This is a genomic window from Dellaglioa sp. L3N, assembly GCF_054941095.1.
This window is the reverse complement of record NZ_CM142928.1, coordinates 296,500-317,499: the sequence shown is the minus strand read 5'-3', so window position 1 is coordinate 317,499 and position 21,000 is coordinate 296,500. Positions and strand designations below refer to the sequence as shown.

The 21,000-nt window shown below is 35.3% G+C and carries 23 protein-coding genes; 3 read left to right on the top strand and 20 right to left on the bottom strand.

Annotated elements, in window-relative coordinates; genetic code table 11:
* Positions 1 to 27: 27 nt before the first annotated feature.
* The 6 genes from ACVPPR_RS01510 to ACVPPR_RS01485 form a co-directional block, all read right to left on the bottom strand.
* Positions 28 to 375: a hypothetical protein gene (locus ACVPPR_RS01510; RefSeq protein ID WP_462298225.1), complete on the bottom strand. Its 348-nt coding sequence runs from the start codon at positions 373 to 375 to the stop codon at positions 28 to 30.
* A gap of 403 nt (positions 376 to 778) precedes the next feature.
* The gene (locus ACVPPR_RS01505; protein ID WP_462298221.1) at positions 779 to 1,738 is read right to left on the bottom strand and encodes an ABC transporter ATP-binding protein; all 960 of its coding nucleotides are present in this window, start codon (positions 1,736 to 1,738) and stop codon (positions 779 to 781) included.
* A 16-nt stretch (positions 1,739 to 1,754) separates the two neighbouring features.
* Complete coding sequence (locus ACVPPR_RS01500) at positions 1,755 to 2,822, bottom strand: ABC transporter ATP-binding protein (RefSeq protein WP_462304451.1); 1,068 nt, start codon at positions 2,820 to 2,822, stop codon at positions 1,755 to 1,757.
* Between the two features lie 10 nt (positions 2,823 to 2,832).
* Positions 2,833 to 3,858, bottom strand: coding sequence for an oligopeptide ABC transporter permease (opp3C, locus tag ACVPPR_RS01495; protein WP_462298217.1), 1,026 nt, complete (start codon positions 3,856 to 3,858; stop codon positions 2,833 to 2,835).
* A gap of 2 nt (positions 3,859 to 3,860) precedes the next feature.
* Positions 3,861 to 4,790, bottom strand: coding sequence for an oligopeptide ABC transporter permease (gene opp3b / locus ACVPPR_RS01490; protein WP_462304450.1), 930 nt, complete (start codon positions 4,788 to 4,790; stop codon positions 3,861 to 3,863).
* Between the two features lie 99 nt (positions 4,791 to 4,889).
* Positions 4,890 to 6,536 carry a peptide ABC transporter substrate-binding protein gene (locus ACVPPR_RS01485; protein ID WP_462304449.1) on the bottom strand — a complete coding sequence of 549 codons (1,647 nt, stop codon included), beginning with the start codon at positions 6,534 to 6,536 and terminating at the stop codon, positions 4,890 to 4,892.
* A 312-nt stretch (positions 6,537 to 6,848) separates the two neighbouring features.
* On the opposite strand from ACVPPR_RS01485, the gene hflX reads away from it, so the two are divergent.
* Together hflX and ACVPPR_RS01475 are read left to right on the top strand one after the other, a co-directional pair.
* Complete coding sequence (hflX, locus tag ACVPPR_RS01480) at positions 6,849 to 8,120, top strand: GTPase HflX (RefSeq protein ID WP_462304448.1); 1,272 nt, start codon at positions 6,849 to 6,851, stop codon at positions 8,118 to 8,120.
* Positions 8,121 to 8,266: 146 nt separating this feature from the next.
* Positions 8,267 to 9,598, top strand: coding sequence for an APC family permease (locus ACVPPR_RS01475; RefSeq protein WP_462304785.1), 1,332 nt, complete (start codon positions 8,267 to 8,269; stop codon positions 9,596 to 9,598).
* Between the two features lie 75 nt (positions 9,599 to 9,673).
* On the opposite strand, the gene ACVPPR_RS01470 is transcribed toward ACVPPR_RS01475, so the two are convergent.
* The 8 genes from ACVPPR_RS01470 to ACVPPR_RS01435 all read right to left on the bottom strand — a co-directional run bounded on the left by ACVPPR_RS01470 (position 9,674) and on the right by ACVPPR_RS01435 (position 15,183).
* A complete protein-coding gene (locus ACVPPR_RS01470) occupies positions 9,674 to 10,327 on the bottom strand; it encodes an amino acid ABC transporter permease (protein ID WP_462298210.1) in 654 nt (217 codons plus the stop codon).
* Positions 10,328 to 10,344: 17 nt separating this feature from the next.
* Positions 10,345 to 10,983 (bottom strand): amino acid ABC transporter permease, encoded by a 639-nt coding sequence (locus tag ACVPPR_RS01465; protein ID WP_462298208.1) that lies wholly within the window; start codon positions 10,981 to 10,983, stop codon positions 10,345 to 10,347.
* Positions 10,980 to 11,807, bottom strand: coding sequence for a glutamate ABC transporter substrate-binding protein (locus ACVPPR_RS01460; protein ID WP_462298207.1), 828 nt, complete (start codon positions 11,805 to 11,807; stop codon positions 10,980 to 10,982). The genes ACVPPR_RS01465 and ACVPPR_RS01460 overlap by 4 nt, the downstream gene beginning before the upstream one ends.
* 33 nt (positions 11,808 to 11,840) lie before the next feature.
* The gene (locus ACVPPR_RS01455; protein ID WP_462298205.1) at positions 11,841 to 12,578 is read right to left on the bottom strand and encodes an amino acid ABC transporter ATP-binding protein; all 738 of its coding nucleotides are present in this window, start codon (positions 12,576 to 12,578) and stop codon (positions 11,841 to 11,843) included.
* A gap of 155 nt (positions 12,579 to 12,733) precedes the next feature.
* Positions 12,734 to 13,546 carry a DUF6681 family protein gene (locus ACVPPR_RS01450; RefSeq protein ID WP_462304447.1) on the bottom strand — a complete coding sequence of 271 codons (813 nt, stop codon included), beginning with the start codon at positions 13,544 to 13,546 and terminating at the stop codon, positions 12,734 to 12,736.
* A gap of 17 nt (positions 13,547 to 13,563) precedes the next feature.
* A complete protein-coding gene (locus ACVPPR_RS01445) occupies positions 13,564 to 14,037 on the bottom strand; it encodes a hypothetical protein (RefSeq protein ID WP_462304446.1) in 474 nt (157 codons plus the stop codon).
* A gap of 69 nt (positions 14,038 to 14,106) precedes the next feature.
* Positions 14,107 to 14,547 carry a Fur family transcriptional regulator gene (locus ACVPPR_RS01440; protein WP_462304445.1) on the bottom strand — a complete coding sequence of 147 codons (441 nt, stop codon included), beginning with the start codon at positions 14,545 to 14,547 and terminating at the stop codon, positions 14,107 to 14,109.
* A gap of 78 nt (positions 14,548 to 14,625) precedes the next feature.
* On the bottom strand, positions 14,626 to 15,183 hold the full coding sequence (locus ACVPPR_RS01435) for a guanylate kinase (RefSeq protein ID WP_462304444.1): 558 nt from the start codon (positions 15,181 to 15,183) through the stop codon (positions 14,626 to 14,628).
* Positions 15,184 to 15,351: 168 nt separating this feature from the next.
* Here ACVPPR_RS01435 and ACVPPR_RS01430 point away from each other — a divergent pair, with 168 nt between their 5' ends.
* Positions 15,352 to 15,531, top strand: a complete 180-nt coding sequence (locus ACVPPR_RS01430; protein ID WP_409021673.1) for a hypothetical protein — start codon at positions 15,352 to 15,354, stop codon at positions 15,529 to 15,531.
* A 49-nt stretch (positions 15,532 to 15,580) separates the two neighbouring features.
* On the opposite strand, the gene ACVPPR_RS01425 is transcribed toward ACVPPR_RS01430, so the two are convergent.
* The 6 genes from ACVPPR_RS01425 to ACVPPR_RS01400 all read right to left on the bottom strand — a co-directional run bounded on the left by ACVPPR_RS01425 (position 15,581) and on the right by ACVPPR_RS01400 (position 20,949).
* Complete coding sequence (locus tag ACVPPR_RS01425) at positions 15,581 to 16,123, bottom strand: ECF transporter S component (protein WP_462298195.1); 543 nt, start codon at positions 16,121 to 16,123, stop codon at positions 15,581 to 15,583.
* Between the two features lies 1 nt (position 16,124).
* The gene (locus ACVPPR_RS01420; RefSeq protein ID WP_462304443.1) at positions 16,125 to 16,964 is read right to left on the bottom strand and encodes a pyridoxamine kinase; all 840 of its coding nucleotides are present in this window, start codon (positions 16,962 to 16,964) and stop codon (positions 16,125 to 16,127) included.
* 125 nt (positions 16,965 to 17,089) lie between these two features.
* The gene (locus ACVPPR_RS01415; protein ID WP_462304442.1) at positions 17,090 to 18,256 is read right to left on the bottom strand and encodes a cation:proton antiporter; all 1,167 of its coding nucleotides are present in this window, start codon (positions 18,254 to 18,256) and stop codon (positions 17,090 to 17,092) included.
* 108 nt (positions 18,257 to 18,364) lie between these two features.
* The gene (locus ACVPPR_RS01410) at positions 18,365 to 19,036 is read right to left on the bottom strand and encodes an MIP/aquaporin family protein (protein WP_462298191.1); all 672 of its coding nucleotides are present in this window, start codon (positions 19,034 to 19,036) and stop codon (positions 18,365 to 18,367) included.
* A 60-nt stretch (positions 19,037 to 19,096) separates the two neighbouring features.
* Complete coding sequence (locus tag ACVPPR_RS01405) at positions 19,097 to 19,849, bottom strand: YibE/F family protein (protein WP_462304441.1); 753 nt, start codon at positions 19,847 to 19,849, stop codon at positions 19,097 to 19,099.
* The gene (locus tag ACVPPR_RS01400; RefSeq protein WP_462304440.1) at positions 19,846 to 20,949 is read right to left on the bottom strand and encodes a YibE/F family protein; all 1,104 of its coding nucleotides are present in this window, start codon (positions 20,947 to 20,949) and stop codon (positions 19,846 to 19,848) included. The genes ACVPPR_RS01405 and ACVPPR_RS01400 overlap by 4 nt, the downstream gene beginning before the upstream one ends.
* Positions 20,950 to 21,000: the final 51 nt, after the last annotated feature.

The following is a 21,000-nucleotide window of genomic DNA, read 5'->3' as shown; positions in this document are numbered from 1 at the left end:
AGTAACCATAGTGCTTTTTTAATTATCCTATAAAATAAGGCCTACATCTTCATTTGCTAACTTGCAAATCGTCAAAAAGCTAACATTCTGTAATTTTTCAAAATAATTCTTATACATTTCAAACCACTCACGGTATTCCTTGTAAATCTTTATTATTTGGCTTGCTTCACGTTTATCTTTTTTTAACTCCTTAAATAAGGCTTTACGATTCTCATTAAATCCATAAAATTCTGCAAAAGTAGCGATACTTTCAAGAAATAAATCAATAATGACTCCCCAGTTCATTTGATTTTCTGCAATGTTTCTTTCTTCTAACAATAAACGAACATCATATGGTAGTGCGCTTACAACTTTTACTTCTTCACCTAAAATCATTCGATTACCCCCCGATAATTTCATTTACCATAACACACCTTTCCTGTCGCTGACAAGCACTTCGTTTATCAGTCATTTTAACGGTCTAAACGTCTTATACAACGATTAAAAAATTCTAAAATAACGTTAAATTTCTCCTCTATTATAACTTCGCATTAAACTTTAAATTAGATCATTAATTTCAATTTAATAAATAATCATCATCGAGCAATCTCTAATTTTTCTAATTGCACGATATAAGTCGCGTTGATGCCCCTTAATTCATGCTCTACAATAACTGTTGTTAGTGATAGAAATTCTATCACTGGCAGTAGTTTTTTATTCCCCAATTAAAATCACACACAATTTTAGAACACAAAAAAGCCCTTTTCAATTACTCGAAAAGGGCTTCCATGATTTCATTCTAGGCTTCTTGCGCCTGTATTTTTGCGGCACGTTCTTTGTACATCTCAACTTCGTCATCACTTGCTAGAACAAAATGTTCTGGCGAAATTTCGACCATTCGACGTTGCTTGCCATCCGCTTCAACTGATGAATCGTACGGAACCTGAATACGATTACGTTCAAACTCAGGATCAGGCACAGGTACTGCAGAAATCAAACTAGCCGTGTAGTCATGCAAGGGATGCGTATAAATTTCATCCGCTGGTGCAATTTCTAACAACTTACCATAATGCATCACACCGATTCGATCACTGATATATTTAACCATTGATAAATCATGCGCAATAAACAAATACGTTAAGTTATGCTCAATTTGTAATTCTTTCAACAGGTTAACAACCTGTGCTTGAATGGAAACATCCAAAGCTGAAATGGGTTCATCAGCAATAATAAACTTAGGTTCAACAGCTAAAGCACGGGCAATCCCGATTCGTTGGCGTTGCCCACCTGAGAATTCATGTGGATAACGACTAGAATGATCTTTATTCAAACCAACCGTCTCCAATAATTCCTCAACCCGTTTTGCGCGTGCCTCATCATTTGCTGCCAGATGATGAATATCAATCCCTTCAGCCACAATATCTTTCACTTTCATTCGTGGATTCAAAGAAGCATAAGGATCTTGAAAAATCATCTGCATATCACGTCGAAATTGCAATTTATCTTTTTTTGATTTAATTTTACGAATATCCACGCCATCGAAATCAATTTTACCATCCGTTGGTTCATATAAATTGATGATACTACGTCCCGTTGTCGTTTTACCAGACCCTGACTCGCCCACCAAGCCAAACGTCTCGCCTTCATAAATATCAAATGAAATATCATCGATAGCTTTCACTTCGTCCAGTTTGCCAACATTGAAATATTGTTTTAAATGACGTACTTTTAAAATTTTGTTTTTCTTTTTTTCAACCACGTTCAGCGCCCCTTTCTTAGTTTTCTACCAAATTTTGATCCGCTTTAATTTTTGTTTCTTGTTGCTCTGCAAAAATCTTGTAACGTCTTTGAATTTCAACTGGCGGTGTCACTTTAGGTGCATTTGGATGTAACAACCAAGTCGCTGCTGCATGCGTTGGTGACACATCGAAAAATGGTGGTTGTTGTTCTGTATCAATCTTCATTGCATAGTCATTACGAGCAGCAAAAGCATCCCCTTTTGGTGGATCCAATAAATCTGGAGGTGTTCCTGGAATCGCATATAAGTGTTCACTATCAAGGGTTGGCATTGAATTCAATAAGCCCCAAGTATAAGGATGTTGTGGATTATAAAAGACTTCATCAACCGTCCCATATTCAACAATTCGACCCGCGTACATGACCGCTACACGATCCGCCATTCCAGCTACAACACCCAAATCATGCGTAATAAAAATGATTGACGTTTCAATTTTTGACTGTAATTCTTTCATTAATGCCAAAATTTGAGCTTGAATGGTCACATCTAAAGCCGTCGTTGGTTCATCAGCAATCAAAATTTCTGGGTAACAAACAAGCGAAATTGCAATAACGATTCGTTGACGTTGACCACCAGAGAATTGATGAGGATAATCTTTAAATCGTCTTTCAGCATCTGTAATCCCAACTAATTTTAAAATTTCTAAGGCTTGCGCCATCGCTTTTTCTTTTTTTACATGTTTGTGTTTCATTAAAGGTTCAGCAATTTGTTTACCAATTCTCATTGTTGGATCTAAAGACGTCATTGGATCTTGGAAAATCATCGCGATATCCTTACCACGAATCCCTTCCATCTGCTTCTCTGACTTTTTAAGTAAATCTTCACCATGATACAGAATTTCGCCACCCATTACTTCTGCATTATTAGCTAACAAACCCATCAAACTTTTTGTTGTCACAGATTTACCGGAACCCGATTCACCAACGATTGCTAAAGTTTCACCTTTAGCCAGATGAAAACTAACATCACGTATGGCTTTAACATCTCCGGCATACGTATGAAAATTAATTTCTAGATGATTAACTTCTAAAATATTTTCTGTCATTTTTCAACACCTACTCTTTCGTTTTTGGATCAAAGGCATCACGGAGTCCATCACCCAATAAGTTAAAGGCAACCATGATAATACATAAGACAATTGCCGGATACCACATTTGGTATGGCAAGAATTGGAAGTTCTTTTGACCATCATTCAATAATGAGCCCAATGAAGCTTGAGGGGCACTAATCCCAATCCCAATAAAACTTAAGAAGGCTTCGAAGAAAATAGCACTTGGAATCGTGAACATCGTTTGAATAATAATGACACTCGATAAGTTAGGTAATAAATGTTTCACCGCAATTTTAACCGGTGATTCACCTAACGTTCGAGCTGCAAGAATGTATTCTTGATCTTTTAATTTCAATGTCTGTGCTCGAATTAGTCGAGCCATGGTTGTCCAACCTGTTACCGCAATTGCCAAAATAATTGACGTTAAACCTGGTTTGAAAACTAATAACATTAAAACAATCACAACCAAGTTAGGGACAGATGAAATAATTTCGATGATTCGTTGCATGACTGTATCAACACGGCCTCCGCGCCAACCGGACAAAATCCCGTAAGCAACCCCAACACCTAAATCAACTAATGCGGCAACTAATGCCACAATTAAAGAAATCTTAGTCCCATACATAATTCTTGATAATAAATCACGACCAAAAACATCTGTTCCTAAAATAAAGTATTTATCTTTTGGAATATTATTTTGTTTATACGCGTCATACCAGTCACCTGATGACGTTTTTAATTTACCGTTGATGCCATTAATGTCAACACCTGGAATTTTAGGTGGTAAATTAGTGTACTCAACATTTTGTTTCGTCGCACTGTGTGGCGCTAAAATGGGTGAACCAAAAGCCAAAATAAAGATGGCAACAAGAACCCAAAGTGAGATAAAAGCCCCTTTATTTTTCTTTAATCGACGCCAAGCATCCTGAACGAAAGTCAACGACGGTGCAGCAATTTTTTCATTATCAATAGTGTTATTTTTATCTAACGGTTCAAATGCATCTACTGGTAGGTCAATTTTATCTGCCATCGTTAATTTCTCCTTCCAGTTAATCGAATTCTTGGATCAATAATACCGTAAATGATATCTGTTAATAAAATAACAACAACTAGTCCAGCTGAATACAGCATAGTAACGCCCATGATTGTTGGGAAATCATTCGTTAAAATTGATTTAACGAATTGCTCCCCAATACCAGGAATTGAGAAAATGTTCTCAACAACCATTGAACCAGTCATTAATGCGACCGTGTAAGGACCAATTAATGTCACTAATGGAATTAAACTATTACGTAAAGCATGATGGAAAACCACCCCGAACTTCGTTAATCCTTTAGCCTTAGCAAGTTCAATGTAATCACTACTCAAGACATCGACCATTTCTGTTCGAATGAACCTAGCCGTCTCCGCCAGTGGTCCAACACCCAAAGCAATTGTTGGTAGAATCGTGTAACTGAATCCACCCCAATCGGCAATAGGTAACCACCCTAACTTCAATCCAACATAGTACTGTAATAAAACAGCTAATACGAAGGAAGGAATTGAAATACCCAAGATTGATAAAATAGTTGAAGAGGTATCAATCCAAGTATTTTTGTTAATGGCACCAATAGCACCAATCACAATTCCAATGAGCAATCCGAAGATAATGGCTTGCAGTCCAAGTTGCCCAGATGGTCCAATACGACTTGAAATTAAGTATGAAACAGGCTGATTACTGTATTGGAATGATGTTCCTAAATCACCCTTGATCAAGCCCAATAAGTAAATGGCATATTGTTGCCAAACAGGCTTATTCAATCCGTATTGTTCATTCATAATGTGTAATTGTTCCGTTGTCATTTTTTGTTGATTCGCATAAGGTGATCCAGGCATTAACTTCATTAAAAAGAAGGTAATGGTTGCGACTAAAAACAACGTCAGTAGCATATAAAAAATTCGTTTAACTAGGTATTTACCCATAATTCTGACCCTCACTTTTGCTTTATTATGTAATTAAAACAAGTCAGAGCCAACCATAATGGCTAGCTCTCACTTGTTAAATTTTAATCCACAGCTTATTTATTTAGTAACGTAAGCATCTTTGAAATTGTAGTTAACACCGGCTGCATTGTAGATAACACCCTTAACAGTTGTTCTTAGTAACTGTGCTTGTGCTTGTTGATAAATTGGTGAAATACCTTGATCCTTCATTAGGATTTTTTCAGCTTTAACTAAATCATCCCAACGTTTTTCTGTATTACCAGCATCAGTTGATTTCGAAGCTTTAATTAAGGCATCATATTCACTGTTCTTCCATTTTCCGTTGTTTTGTGTATTGTCAGAAGTGAATAAATCTAAGAATGAGATTGGGTCAGAGAAATCAGCTGCCCATGCCGTAATAACAACATCGAAATTACCACTAGTTGATCTTGCCAAACGTGACTTAAATGGAATATTTGTTAATGTCACTTTTGATCCAGATAAGTTTTTCTCAACAGCATTTTGCAAGAATTCATTTGTTTTCTTAGCGCCATCTGTATCATCACTCATGATTGAGAAGTTAGCCGTCTTAACGCCTTCTTCTTTCAATCCAGCTTTCCATAATTTCTTAGCTTGTGTAATATCTGTACTTGTTGCTGAACTTACAGTTGCTTCTTTAGCAAAATCAGTTCCCGTTTTAGGATTTAATGCTAACCCTGTTGAAACTAAGCCTGTTGAAACAGTTGATCCATCACCCAATATTTTATCCACAAATTGTTTTCTGTTGATAACCATTGAAATGGCTTGACGAATTTTTTGATTTTTAAATAGTTTATTTTTTTGATTAAATTCTAAATAGAACGTTGATGATTTTTTACGTGTAATATAAGCTGGATCTGATTTTAATGTTTTAGCTTGTTCTGCGGATAAGTTTGTCATATCCAATTTTTTACTTTGATATAAGTTGTAACTTGTCGTTGTATCTTTAGATACTTGGTTAGTAACTTGTGTTAACTTAACTGCTTTTTTATCCCAGTATGTTTTACTCTTATCTAAATTCCAAGTTAAGTTTGTTCCTGTCCAACCCGTTAAATTAAATGGGCCGTTATAAACCATGTATTTACTTTGTGTCCCATATTTTGAACCATATTTTTCAACAACTTTTTGGTTTTGAGGGAAGAAGGTTGGGAAACTCATCAATAATTTGAAATAAGGTAATTTTTTATCAAGCGTTACGACCAACGTATGTTTATCAGTTGCTTTGATTCCCAATGTTGATGGTGCCATCTTACCAGTGCTGATAGCATCATAGTTTTTGATTCCTGAGAAGAGGTATGCATATTGTGAAGCTGTTTTAGGATTAACTGTTCGTTGCCATGAATAAACGAAATCTTGCGCCGTGACATCATCCCCATTACTCCATTTAGAATCACGAAGTTTGAAGGTATATGCCATACCATCTTTAGAAACAGTTGTTTTAGTAGCAAGCGCATTTTCCATTTTGCTATTTTTACCAGCGCGATATAGTCCCTCATTTGTATTATTCAACGTATTAATACTAATTGTATCTGTCACCGTTGAGATATCCATTGAAGGTAACTCTGCTGATTGCGACCAGTTCAGAACTTGTTTATCAGCCAGCTCCTTGCTACTACCTGAAGATGACGACTTAGATCCACATGCTGCCAAGACGATGACAGACAATGCAAGTACACCACTTAATTTCAACACTGACTTTAACTTCATAATATGACCTCTCCTTTTTTATTTACCTTTTTTTAACGTAAATTCATCTTACATGAGAATAAGATTAAAATCAACTGTAAATTCTCATTTATTTTAAATAAAGTCAAATTAATCTATTAAATAGGCATTCACACATCTTTTTAACCCTTTAAAACTCATTTTTAAGCATGCTACAAAAATATATAAATGAGAAAACGGCCATTATTTGTTTAAAATTCTCATTTAATTAATATTCTGACTTTCGCGGGTCGAATATTATTCTCGATAAATGTTATACTTAAGCTATTAATTAAGTTCCACGAGGAGGTTCTCATGAAAGAAACTTATTCTACAGAAATACCAGTCATTAATGTTTTTATTGCCGGTATCGAAAAACAACGCGAAAATTTAGACTATACAATGTCAGAATTAGCAGCATTAGTTGAAGCAAACAATATGCATGCAGTTGAAGATATTCGTCAAAAATTGGATCGACCTACTGCTGCTCTCTACTTTGGTAAAGGTAAAGCAGAAGAATTCAAGACCGCCAGTGAAGAACAAGGCGTTAAAATTTTAATTGTCAATGATGAACTATCACCCACTCAAATTCGTAACCTTGAAGCTGCTTCAGGTATGGAAGTTATGGATCGTACGGGATTAATCTTGGCTATTTTCGCTTCTAGAGCACAATCACGCGAAGCAAAACTCCAAGTTCAGATGGCTCAGCTTCAATACCAATTACCTCGTTTAAGAGGGATGCAAGATAAATTAGATCAACAATCTGGTGGTGGACTTGCTAACCGTGGTGCTGGTGAAACAAAGATTGAATTAGACCGTCGTGTTATTGAAAATCGGATTAACCACATCAAAAAAGACCTAGCTGAAATGGACAAGGAAGAAACTACTAGACGTAAACAACGTGATAAATCTGGTATTCCTACGGTTGCATTAGTTGGTTATACTAACTCAGGTAAATCAACAACAATGAACGGCTTGTTGCGTTTAATTGGACAAGATGAAGACAAACAAGTTTTTGAAAAAAATATGTTGTTTGCCACATTAGATACAAGCGTTCGTAACATTCAATTTGAAGATAAAAAACAAATCTTATTAAGTGATACTGTTGGATTTGTTAGCAAATTACCTCATCAGCTAGTTAAGGCCTTCCGTACAACCTTAGCTGAAGCAGCTCAAGCTGACCTACTCATTCAAGTAATTGATGTTGCTGACAAGCATGCTAAAGAAATGATTCAAACAACCGAAGAGACCTTAAAAGCTATCGGTGTTGAAAATATTCCAATGATTTATGCTTACAATAAAGCTGATTTGGCTGATATTGCTTATCCGACTTTCTCTGATGATAACTTCACTTATAGTGCTCGTGATGAAAAATCGCTTAACCAATTAGTTGATATTATCAAAAAAAATGTTTTTAAAGACAATGAAGTCATGACTGTCCTTATTCCATTCGATAAAGGACAGCTTGTTGATTTAATTAACGAAAAAACAACAATCTTGGAAACAGATTATGAAGAATTAGGGACGAAATTAAAAATTGATGCCCCTAAAATCATCGCAAATCAGTTACAAGATTACATCATTTAACACAATATAAAGGCATTACTAAATTTGGTAGAAAATACTTAATTTAGTAATGCCTTTTTTGATGTCATTCTAGTTATTAGATTAATTGCGCGATCCTCGGCGTTATGCTAAGATTCTAGTATTCATTTTATAAAAAGGGGGATTCAATTTTGGAAAAAAAACCAGCAGTTGAACTAAACAGATCGTTAGGTTTATGGTCAGCATTATCATTAGTCATTGGAACTGTCATTGGTTCCGGCATCTTTTTTAAACAAGCTTCGGTGCTTGATTATACCGGCTCTACTACAAACGCTTTACTTGCGTGGCTATGTGGTGGCGTCATAACCTTAACCGCTGGATTAACTGTTGCTGAAATTGGATCCCAGATTCCACAAACTGGTGGCCTATATATCTATATGGAGAAAATTTACGGCAAGATTTGGGGATTTTTAGCTGGTTGGATGCAAGTGATTGTTTACGGACCAGCCATGATTGCTGCGTTAGGTGCCTATCTCGCTATTTTAATCGTTGATTTTTTTAGTCTCCCAACTGGTTATTCACATCTAGTTGCATTGATTGCAATTATTTTTATTGGCTCACTCAATATGCTATCGAATCGTTACGGGGCTTCATTTCAAATTGTCACAACTATTTGTAAATTATTTCCAATTGCTGCAATTATTATTTTCGGTTTATTTTTCGGTAATTCAAATGCGCTTGGCCAATCACTTACAACTATTAATCACTCTACTAGTAACTTTGGCGTTGGTATTCTAGCTACATTATTTGCCTATGATGGCTGGATTCTGATTGCCAATATGGGGGATGAAATTAAAAATCCTAAAAAAACATTACCTAGAGCCATCGTTTTAGGAATCTCAATTGTCCTTATCGTTTACGTTCTCGTTTCATTCAGTATTATGCGTGTCATGCCTGCTAACCAAATTCATCAACTAGGTGAAAATGCCACACCACAATTTGCCAAGATTGCTTTTGGTCAAATTGGTGGCAAAATCATGAACATCGGGGTGATTATTTCTATCCTTGGTTGTATGAACGGGAAAATTATGACTTTTCCTCGAATCATGTGGGCAATGGGTAAAAATAAACAACTACCTTTCCATAAACAGCTATCTTACTTACATCCAAAATCACATTCACCCGTTATTGCTACGTGCGTCGCATTGAGTATTGCGGCTATCATGATTTTATTTTTTGATGCTGACCGCTTATCTGAAATCTGTATTTTTACGGTATATTGCTTCTACGTTATGACTTTCATTGGCGTCTTTATCCTACGCCATCGGAACAAAGGAACTCAGTTAAAACGTGTTTTTTCTGTACCTCTATATCCAATCACACCTATCATCGCTATCTTAGGCGCCGCATTTGTCCTAATTAGCGAAATCCAATCAGACATTGTCGGTGTCTTAACTTCATTTACAATTGTTGCGATTGGTATTCCTGTTTATCTCTATGAAACACATAAAAATTTATAATAAAAAAGCCGTAATGACGATATTGTCATTACGGCTTTACTATTGGTCTATATCTTTTCCCGAGAAATTTACTTTTTAAGCTAACCGTCTTTCTAAGTACCTTGAAACCAAAGATAGCGCATAACAAACAACAAAGTACATTACTGCTAAGGCTAAGAACATTGGAATGACATAATTAGTATTTTGACCGTAAACTAATTGCGCATGGTATAGCAACTCTGGTAAAACAATAATTGTTGCTAACGACGTATCCTTAATCAATGAGATAAATTGACTAACCAATGGTGGAATCATTTTCTTTAGTGCTTGTGGTAAGACGATAACACGCAATCCTTGCCAATAAGTTAATCCATTAGCGCGAGCACCTTCCATTTGACCCGGTTCAACGGCTTGAATCCCACTTCGAATAATTTCAGCTAGCATTGCTGATTCAAAAACCGTCATTGCTAACGTTGCTGACCAGAAGATTGATAAGCGAATGCCCACATTAGATAGACCAAAGTAGACGAAAAATAGTATTAAAAGTAATGGCAAATTACGAATTAAATCAATTACAAATCCAACTATCGCAGATAACCGTTTCACTTTAATGTACCGTGTTAGGCCTAGAATAGCGCCAATAATAAAACTAAAAATAATTGAAATGACTGAAACTTCAATTGTTACTAATAACCCCTGTAACAAGTAATGAATGTTGTCCCAACTATATGCTGCAATAAAATCTGACATAACCTTCTAGACCTCCTTTACCCTAATTTCTTTTCTAAATGTCTCATGTAGTAACTCAATGGCATTGTGATAATTAAATATAAAACCCCAACGATAATATACGTGTTAAACGTATCAAATGTTGTTGATGCAATAATATCACCCTGGTACATCAAATCAAATCCAGCAACGAATGCCAAAACAGATGAATTCTTTACCAAGTTAATGAATTGGTTACCTAATGGTGGAATGACATATTTAAAGGCTTGTGGCAAAATAATATAAACCATTGATTGCATGAACGTTAAGCCATTTGAACGAGCGCCTTCCATTTGTCCTGGGTCGACAGCTCGAATACCTGCTCGAACAGTTTCTGCAATAAAAGCAGATGTATAAATCGTTAACCCAATCGTTCCAGCCGTAAACCCATTAATATTTGTGACATACATAGGGACCACAACATAGAAGAACATTGCGACAACCAGTAATGGAATATTTCTGAAAACTTCGATATAAATACGTGCAATAATTTTTAAAATTCGGTATGGCATTTCTTCTAATATTGCAAAGAAAGAACCAATAATTAAACTAAAAAGCAATGCGAGTACACTTGAGAACAGCGTGTAACAAAGCCCTGTTAGTAACGCTTGCCAATTTTCTACAAAAATCGTAATCATTGTTGACTCGCCTCCTTCACGCTAAAGCCTGGAATAGTTCCAAACCATTTATTTAGTAATTTTTCATATGAACCATCGGCACGCATTTCAGCTAAAGCCTTGTTGATTTGCTTCTTGAACGGATCTTGTCCTTTATCAATTGCAATCCCATAAGGTTCATGTGTAAAGGTCCCACCGACAACGGAAAATTCAGGGTTTTCTTTAACCATCCCGTATAAAATACCATTATCAGTTGTTAAGGCATCACCTTGTCCTGATTTCAATGCAGTTAACGCTTGCGCATAATCATCAAGTTCCAGCACTTTAGCCTTAGGCGCATACTTTTTCATATTGATTACTGATGTTGATCCTTTAACCCCTAACACAATCATGCCGTTTTTATTCAAATCTTTAACTGATTTAATTGAACTTGTTTTCTTAACTAAAATTGATTGTCCGGCAGCAAAATAAGACTTAGAAAAATCAACTTGTTTTTCACGTTCTTTAGAAATTGACATTGTCGCAATAATGGCATCAATATTTCCATTTTTTAAAAGTGGAATTCTTGTTTTACTTGTTACTTGAACAAAATTTGCCTTAGCATCTTTGCCAAGTACTTTCTTTGTCACAGCATTGGCAACATCAATATCAAATCCTTGAATCTTATCCGTTTTGATATTCATTAAGCCAAATAATTTTGTATCTGCTTTAACACCCCAGTTAATTGTTTTTGCTTTTTTGGTTGTCGTTAAAACATCGGTTTTACTTTTTGCACCACAACCTGCGATAACTAATACCATTATTAAGCTTATAAACAATAAACTAATTTTTCTTAATCGTTTCATCATTTAATCCCCATTCTCACAGCCTTAATTTTCTTAATGTTTAATAATTTTACTCAAGAATTTTTTAGCACGTTCTTCTTTTGGATTATCGAAAAATTCTGACGTTGTATCATCTTCAAGAATTTGACCATCAGCCATAAAAATAACACGATCAGCAACTTCACGAGCAAAACCCATTTCATGAGTCACAACAATCATTGTAATACCGTCATTTTTGGCAATATCTTTCATAACTTTCAAGACATCATCAATCGTTTCAGGATCCAATGCAGATGTTGGTTCATCAAATAACAATGCTTTAGGTTTCATCGCTAAACTACGTGCAATAGCAATTCTCTGTGATTGCCCACCTGATAACATGCGAGGATATGATTCTGCTTTATCTGCAAGACCTACCGTTTTTAATAAATCTAATGCAATTTTTTTATTTTCAGCTTCGTCACGTTTTAAAACTAACCGTGGTGCAAGCATAATATTTTCTAAAACCGTTTTATTTTCGTATAAGTTAAAATGTTGAAACACCATCCCAACATTTTTTCTAATTTTATCAATATTGGTCTTTTTGTCTGCTAAATCAAAGTTATCCACTAATAATTGTCCCTCATTAACTTGTTCCAATCCGTTAATCGTTCTAATTAGTGTACTTTTCCCCGATCCAGATGGTCCAATAATAACGACCACTTCACCTGCTTCAACCTTTAAATTAATATTCTTCAATGCGTGAAATTTATCATAGTATTTCTCCACATTTTTAAATTCGATCATTGCCATACTATCCAGCCCCTTCTCTTAACTCTTTTATACTTTTTTTGTGATGTCTTAATTATACTACCAAATGAGCATTTAGTTACGTTGTTTTTTTATTGTCCACATAATCACAAAAAAAAAGTGATAACAATTTATTTCATTTGCCATCACTTTTATTATTAATCTGCTTTTTCTTTATATGCAATTTGAACTTTAACATGGAATTTATGCGTTTCTTCAATCACCGATGATCGCCCAGCAATCTTCTGATTTCCACCATGGACCGTTAGTGTTGCTAGATAAATATCATATTGATTTTTAGCTGTTTTGATATCAGATAAGCCAGCATGTGTTAAATGACCAATCAATTGTTGATCAATCTGATTCATCCCAGCATAAATATTCATCTTGTCACCTTCTGTTTTTAATTCAAAAAATGGAAAGGCAACAGGTTGCGCCAATTCTGATACCGGTTTACCCGTATTTTTAATTTCTTTCATGATGGCTTCATCTGATAATCCTGCGTAATCAAAATCTGAATAATTAAATGTCTTCATTTGATGTGCTATTTTTTGAATCGCTACTTTTTCATTTCTAGTTGACTTAATCGTAGCTGGCATCATCATTTTAGAATCAAATAACCCATTCGTTTGAACATAGCCAGGTTGCGTACGATGACGCCGATTTTCTTCAAGTGCTTGCTTAGGTGGGCCACCTAATAATTTTTCAATCTTCGGAGATGGATCAAACTTAGTTGTTTTATTCGTAAAGTAATAAATAACATTCAAAACGACAAAATATAACAAAATAAAAAATACAAGAATGAATAAACTTCCTCGAGCATAATAGCCATTTATAAAATATCGAGAAGCAATATACAATAAATACCAGTTACCCATGAAGCCTAAGACAGTATAAATTCTATTTTTCAATTTTAAATTAACGTTAAAAAAGCCCAAATAGTGATTTGCTAAATCTAATAAACTAAACATTTTTTTACCTCCAATCCTTAATCTGCATCTGTCGCCGTACTTGCTTGAACCTTTGTCACCGCTTTAGTCGTCTTAGGATCAGTCTTAGTTGTTACATTCGCACTTGACGTGTCTGCATCTGAACTTGCGTCATCAGCTGTACTTGAACTGCTTTCTGTCGTCGTATCATCTGCACTCGAACTGGATGCCTTATCTGATGACGTTGTTTCATCATTCGCACTTGAACGACTTGGTTCAGGCTCTGAACTTTCCGATGAAGATTCTGAGTCTGCAGAACTTGTTTCTGCAGAAGATTGGACTTTTTTTGAACTCGAATTATCGTCCACTTTAGGTGCCATTGACGATGAAGATGATGAAACTACCGAAGAGACGACTTCTGCCCCTTCGTTTGTATGCGTTGTTTTATTAACAACGACGTTAGTTGCTCCCAATGCAAGAACCATAGAGACAATCGCAAAAGGTGTAATAAATGGTGGCGTTCTATAAGCCATTAACTTTCACTCCAATTTTATGCTTCTTCCATTAAAACATACGCTGTTGAATTTTATTCGAAGATAATCTTAATTTTTCACTAATTTTTCTTGGCACTCATCACAAATTCCGTGTAATTCAAATTTATGCTCTTCTATTTTATAACCGGGTAATTGCTTTTCAAAGTAACCTAGCGGACAACTGTCAAGTTCAACAACTTTACTACAAGATGTGCAAATAAAATGATGATGATGTTTATGACTAAAATCGCATTGATACTTCACACAGGCCCTTTCACCATTCATTCGTTGTTCAACAAGTCCCATTTCTTTAAAAGCTTTAATATTCCGATAAATCGTATTATGACTCATCCCTGGATATTGATTTCTCATGTAATCATCTACAATGGTTACATCAACATAAGCTTCCTCATATTGACTTAAGTAGGTTAACAAACTTTTTCTTTGTTTCGTAATTTTATAGTTATTTTCTTTTAATATATGCAATGCGTCGTTAATTAATTCAGTCAAAAGGTTAGTCTCCATTTCTAAATAATAATGATTACTCTTTAAAAAGAATACCATATCAAATAAAAAAAGCAATCAGGCTCAATCTAATGATCGTATCAACGTATCAATTTGTTTTTTCGCATCAACCAAATGATCATTAATAATCACATGCGCAATCCCTTCAAGAGCTGCCGGCAATTTCATGTCTCGTTTAGCTTCGCCAGAATCTAATCGTAAACTTTGATTTTGAACAGTATCACCACGTTTAGCTAAACGGTCTTTCAGTATCTGGTTATCAGACACGCATAAATATAAAATAACTGTTTCCTTTGATAATTCTTTCGAATACGTGATAGCACCAGCAGTATCTAGAACAATCGTCGCATTTTTTGACTCAGCCCAAACAGCATCTAACGCTTCCCTTGACGAGCCATAATAATGGCGATCGTATGCAACATGTTCCAAATAATGAAAATTAAAAAAAGTATCGTTTGATTCAAAATAATAATCGCGACCATCTATTTCATTAACTCTTGGTTGCCTCGTAGTATGCGTAATCACCTTTTTAGCGTCATATCGCTCAGTCAAGTAATCTCTAATTGTTGTTTTACCTGTTCCAGGAGCTCCTGTGATCACAAATATTCGCTTTTTCATCAAATCATTCCTTTATCTTTTTTACACTGCTTTATTCATTTCAAAAATTTTCAATTAATATAAACTAAATGACTTGCATTCTTTTTACATACGTAATATACTAATCTTCTACTACGAAATCCAGAATGCGCTTTCATAGTAGTAAGATATAGAAATACGGAGGATACACTTATGAAATTTGGAACATTTAGTAAAAACTGGTATACGATTTCTTTAGATACTGAAAAACAAATCTTTATTGCTAGTTCAAAAAATAATCCAGCCATTTCAGGTTCTGGGGTAACAATCGAAACAGCCGTTTCCAACTTATCAACAGAAATGAAATATGTTCAATCTGGACAATTTGTATAGAGGGTAAATGTGAGCTCACGCACATCAACCCTTTTTTATTTGCCCTTTTTTAACGATTAAATCGGGCCATCAGTTTCTTAATGGGGACATATAATAAACTCACAATAATAATTGTGGAAATTGAATTTACCACAGTTGCTGGCAAACTCAGAAAAGCTTGAACAATCGCAACCTTTAAGCTAACACCCTTAATCATTGCCTCGCCAATAGATACTAAATACGACGTCCCAATTTTACCAATTCCTGCAGTTGCAGCCACAATAATAATCCAGTATTTACCCTGATAATTTTTTAATAACTTCATCATACCGGTCACTAATAACGCAATCGCAATCACCTCAAGTACGGTAAAATACGACGTATCAGCATATCCATTCAGTACATCAAACAAACCAAGACCAATTGCGCCTGCAATTGTGCCATAGCTAAAACCTAAAAAAATAACGGCTAATGCTGCTAATGAATTACCAAAATGAATAAAAGGTTTACCCACCATTGCTGGAATTGGAATTCTAAAAACTGAAATACCAATATAAATAATTGCCGCGAATAATCCCGCCAAAATAATCTTTCTTAATCGTTCATTTCTCATTTTATTTTTCCATCCTTTGATTAATATCAGGTAAAATACTCATAAAATTCACGCCTAATCTCACATCAAGCTTTTCATTATCAGAAATACCCATAGCCTTCCAAGTTTCTTCCACCGCAAATTTTAGTGCTTCTTTTAACGGTCTACCCGTCATTAATTCCCCTACCACACAACTTGCAAGTAAGTCCCCTGTACCAAAATAATGCGACTCACGTTTTTCTTTCAATACCCAACCAGATTCACCATTTTCTGTTCGAAAAGCGACCCCAATTTGTTTTCGTTCATTAGTAACACCTGTAATCACAATCGCTTTTAAATTTAATTTTTCCAATAAATATTTTAATAACCGATTAACTTCTGTTTCATCAGGCTTTTTTTGATACCGTTCGTCTGCTAACAAATAGGCTTCCGTTAAATTGGGTAAAATCAAATCCGCTTGTGTTAGACACAACTCTCTCAAATCATTAACGTAATCGTTAGTCATCCCAGAATAAAGCTCTCCATGATCAGCCATAACTGGATCAATGACGGTCAATTTTTCATCATTGGATAACTCAGCCAACAAACTTTGCATCGCTTTGACGCTCTCTCTTGTTCCTAAATAACCGAGATATGCACCTGTGAATTGAACTGGAATCCTTGCCCACTGCGCTTTAAAAGCCTGAATTGACTGTGACACATCTAATTTAACCGGTGTCCCAAATCCACCAGTATGACTACTTAACAACATCGTTGGTAAAATGGTCGTTCGTTGCTGATAACTTGCCAAAATAGGAATTGCAATCCCTAATGAGACACCACCAACGCTAGATAAATCTTGTGCAATAAGTAATTGTTTCACTATTTCACCTACTTCTTTTAAAGTTATTCATTTCATTATAAAATGAATACGCCAGAATAGCGATATTTAATGACTATTCTCAAAATAAAAAACCTGCTGATTCTTTCTATCAACAGGTTCACTCTCTATTCAGTTATCTTTTGTCGCCCAATAGCATGCTTCAACATAAATGGTGCTAAGATTGTTGATACAATAATCACCATAATCACCGCAGAATAATATTCCGTTGATAACAGATGTGCTTCATACCCTATTTGAACAATAATCAATGCCATTTCACCACGAGAAATCATCCCCGCACCAATCACATAAGCACTATTTAAATTAAATCCAAGTAATTTGGCACCAAGCCCACCACCAAGTAATTTAGTGAGCACTGCTAGAATCGTTAAAATAACAATAAACCAGATACTGTCCATAAATCCATCAAATGACATATTTAACCCAATACTTGTGAAAAACATGGGTATGAACACTGCATATCCAATTGGTTCAATATTAGCATCAATCTCTTTTTTATAAGGCGTTTGGGCCACTGCAATTCCAGCAAAGAACGCTCCAATTACTGCACTTAGCCCCACTAAGTCAGCCAAATATGCCATACCCAAACAAATAACCAATGACATAATGGTAACCGATGAACCCACCAATAATCGTTCACTCAGCCTCATTAAGAAAGGCGCCACCCATTTGAATAAAATGAAAATACCGATAAAATAAATAAATTCCAATAAGAAACCAAACCAGATATTCGTCTGTACGCCGTCCCCAGTATTAGTAATATTACCAAACATACTGATTAAAATACTCAAGATAACGACAGCCAAAATATCATCAACAACTGCGGCACCTAAGATTGTCGCGCCTTCTTTTGAATCTAATCGTTTCAATTCTTTCAATACTTCAACTGAGATACTGACTGAAGTTGCCGCAAATATAACGCCTAAGAACAGCGCTGACTCAAAGCCAAAATGATACATTCGACCAAAGTAATACACAACTACAATAGGAAAAATAACACCTAAAGTCGCAACTGACAAAGCTGGTTTTAAATATTTTTTTAATAACGTCAAGTCACTTTCTAGTCCTGCCATAAACATCAAAATAATCACACCAATTTCTGCAAACATCGCAAATAAATGATCTGAATGAACCCAGCCTAACATTGCTGGGCCAAGTAAAACACCAACCAATAACTGACCGATAACACTTGGTACACCAATTCGTGTACTTAAATGACCCGCAATCGATGTCGCAACCAATACCAAACAAATTGTTCCTAAAAATGCCATTGTTTCTCCTCTCGTTCGTTACTATCCTTATTAACCATAACATACATTTAAAATAAAAAGCAGCAAATCCCTTTGCGGAATTTACTGCTATCATTCACTTAATTAAAATTAAGCTTCTTCACTGTTAAAGACATATTTTGCTACAAATGCAGCAATAGCACCACCAACTAATGGGGCAAAAATAAATACCCAAAGTTGTGAAAGTGCATCGCCACCAGCATAAAGTGCAGGTCCGATACTACGAGCAGGGTTAACTGAAACCCCTGTAAGTGGTAAACCGACAAAAATAAGAACTGTCAATGTTAGCCCAATAACAAACCCAGCAATATTACTGTTACCGAATTTTTCACTCGTTACCATCAAAATAATTAAGATGAATAAGAATGAGAATAAGGCTTCAACGAAAAATGCCATTCCACCAGGAATAGTTGAATAGCTATTTGAGCCAAAGCCATCAGGAACTTTTGTTGTGTCTGACATTGATGAAATAATCATTTTAACAACGCTTGATGCAACAATAGCCCCTAAAATTTGGCTAATCCAGTAAGCAAACATATCAGTCAATGACATGCGCTTGTTGATGTACATTGCCAATGAAACAGCAGGATTTATGTGTCCACCTGAAACAGGCCCAATAGCATAAACCATCAACGTAATTGCTAATCCGAATGCAAATGCAATAACGATTGGGCTACCGTTACCTAATGTAACTGCCCCTGTACCAAATAATACCAAGAAAAATGTGCCGATAAACTCAGCAATATAATTTTTATAATTCAATTTTAAATCCCCCTTTATTAGTATTCTTTAATTATACACATAACCTTAAAGCCATTTCAATTATTTTCTTTTTTTTAATTTTTGAATTAAAACCCATGCTGTGATTGGAACTGCCAGAATAACGCCTATGATAGAAAATAAAATCATAATTAATTCTGCAACAAAAATTTTATCATTTATCACATCAGCGAACGTAACATGCGTCTGTACCAACAAAATAAATAAAGCTAAAAAACCACCGAAGAAGCCAAAAAACAACGTATTAAAGGTCGTGCCAATAATATGCTTACCTATACTAATACCAGCAGCATACAATTTTTTCAAATCAATCGTTGGCGTTTGTTCAACAATTTCATTTAACCCTGCAGAAATGGCAATAGCCCCTTCAGCGATGGCACCCAACGTACTAAAAATAGCCGTTGAAATCGCAATTTGCATAAAATGAACACCTACTAATAATGAAAATGCTTCGATTTCTTCACTATCCTCTGTTCCAAAGCCTTGGACTGCTGCCAAATGTTCGACTGGAACAATCAAAAAAACTAAGACAACAAGAACAATTAATGAGGCATAAAAAGCTGTTTCAGTCACTTGCGTATTATCGTCACCAAGGAAAATCGTAATCGCTAAAATAATAATTCCATTAACCAAAGTCACCACAACTGGTGGAAAACCACCCGTAATTAAGATAATCGTGAAAAATAACATTATAAAATTAAAAAACAAACTTAAAAATGAACGAACCCCATTCATCCCACCAACAATGACCATTAAACCAAACAAAATAGCACTCAACCAACCAATTGTCATCATAACGTGTCAGCTCCTTTTATCAAACGGCTCGCAAAGAAACTTGCAACCGGAATTGCAATCACAATGCCGATACCGCTGATTAATGTTTGGACAACACCTAAAGCCATAGTCCACGAGAACGTATAGCCAATCGTATTCGTCGTTCTAAAGTAAAGTACCGCAAGTGGAAAAATATCTGCGATAAAAATTAAAAATAACACATTAATTAATGGCCCCATAATTGATTGACCAACTTCTCGTCCAGACTTGAACAGTTCTCTCGGCGAAATTGTTGGTTGTTCCTCTTTCAATTGGAATAACGTTGCGACAATATCTGTTGATTCGTCCATAACCGCTCCCAAAGAACCCAGTAACGTTGCAGCAAGGAACAGTTCTTTTGGCGCTTGTGTCGCATAAGACAAAGCCTCATAATGCATCCCCTGATCATTAGTTAATTTTAAAACGATCACACTAATTATCAACGACAGACTTGTCCCTGTTAAAGTTGCCAACAACGTAACCAACATTTGCCGATTAAAGCCAATTACCAGACTTAAGGTAAGCACCGCAAATATTAATGCAACACCTGCAAAAATCCAGAAGAAATTCGTGATGTTAATCAAAATTTCAAATTTAATAGCTAAAAAGAAAATAATCATATTTAAAACAATACTCAAGACAGCAATCATCCCATTGAATTGCATAAATCCAACTAACAGACTAACAGCGACCCAAATTAATACAGCCACCACCACATCACGTTTAAAGCCATCGATAACACCAGTCAGCCCTTTTTTATGAGGATTAACCGTCACAAATACCTGATCATTTTTCTGATATTTTTGATCATTTGCTCGTGATGACGAATACATATTTGGCAAACTTATTTTTTGTCCTTTATCTTTACCATTCATGACAATTCCGGACAATTTTTGGGTTGTCTGTGTATCTTTATTTTCAAATTCGTCTGTGACTTTTTCCGTTTTTCCATCCTTAACCTGTGTTATCTTGACAATTGTATCTGAATACAATTCTTGATCATATTTAACACCCATAACAAGTATTCCGCCGATAATAATTGTTAAAATTAAGCTAATATTCTTACGAAATAACTGTTTCATTGATTCTGACCTCACTTAACTATTACGTCTATTTCTCCCAGTTTAACATTT

What these genes read in the sequence shown, in the direction of transcription:
- ACVPPR_RS01510 (WP_462298225.1), bottom strand. Translation starts at nt 375, where the DNA reads ATGATTTTAGGTGAAGAAGTAAAAGTTGTAAGCGCACTACCATATGAT.
- ACVPPR_RS01465 (WP_462298208.1), bottom strand. Translation starts at nt 10,983, where the DNA reads ATGATTACGATTTTTGTAGAAAATTGGCAAGCGTTACTAACAGGGCTT.
- ACVPPR_RS01450 (WP_462304447.1), bottom strand. Translation starts at nt 13,546, where the DNA reads ATGTTTAGTTTATTAGATTTAGCAAATCACTATTTGGGCTTTTTTAAC.
- ACVPPR_RS01400 (WP_462304440.1), bottom strand. Translation starts at nt 20,949, where the DNA reads ATGAAACAGTTATTTCGTAAGAATATTAGCTTAATTTTAACAATTATT.
- opp3b (WP_462304450.1), bottom strand. Translation starts at nt 4,790, where the DNA reads ATGGGTAAATACCTAGTTAAACGAATTTTTTATATGCTACTGACGTTG.
- ACVPPR_RS01500 (WP_462304451.1), bottom strand. Translation starts at nt 2,822, where the DNA reads ATGACAGAAAATATTTTAGAAGTTAATCATCTAGAAATTAATTTTCAT.
- ACVPPR_RS01470 (WP_462298210.1), bottom strand. Translation starts at nt 10,327, where the DNA reads ATGTCAGATTTTATTGCAGCATATAGTTGGGACAACATTCATTACTTG.
- ACVPPR_RS01405 (WP_462304441.1), bottom strand. Translation starts at nt 19,849, where the DNA reads ATGATGACAATTGGTTGGTTGAGTGCTATTTTGTTTGGTTTAATGGTC.
- ACVPPR_RS01460 (WP_462298207.1), bottom strand. Translation starts at nt 11,807, where the DNA reads ATGAAACGATTAAGAAAAATTAGTTTATTGTTTATAAGCTTAATAATG.
- ACVPPR_RS01485 (WP_462304449.1), bottom strand. Translation starts at nt 6,536, where the DNA reads ATGAAGTTAAAGTCAGTGTTGAAATTAAGTGGTGTACTTGCATTGTCT.
- ACVPPR_RS01430 (WP_409021673.1), top strand. Translation starts at nt 15,352, where the DNA reads ATGAAATTTGGAACATTTAGTAAAAACTGGTATACGATTTCTTTAGAT.
- opp3C (WP_462298217.1), bottom strand. Translation starts at nt 3,858, where the DNA reads ATGGCAGATAAAATTGACCTACCAGTAGATGCATTTGAACCGTTAGAT.
- ACVPPR_RS01445 (WP_462304446.1), bottom strand. Translation starts at nt 14,037, where the DNA reads ATGGCTTATAGAACGCCACCATTTATTACACCTTTTGCGATTGTCTCT.
- ACVPPR_RS01425 (WP_462298195.1), bottom strand. Translation starts at nt 16,123, where the DNA reads ATGAGAAATGAACGATTAAGAAAGATTATTTTGGCGGGATTATTCGCG.
- ACVPPR_RS01455 (WP_462298205.1), bottom strand. Translation starts at nt 12,578, where the DNA reads ATGGCAATGATCGAATTTAAAAATGTGGAGAAATACTATGATAAATTT.
- hflX (WP_462304448.1), top strand. Translation starts at nt 6,849, where the DNA reads ATGAAAGAAACTTATTCTACAGAAATACCAGTCATTAATGTTTTTATT.
- ACVPPR_RS01415 (WP_462304442.1), bottom strand. Translation starts at nt 18,256, where the DNA reads ATGGCATTTTTAGGAACAATTTGTTTGGTATTGGTTGCGACATCGATT.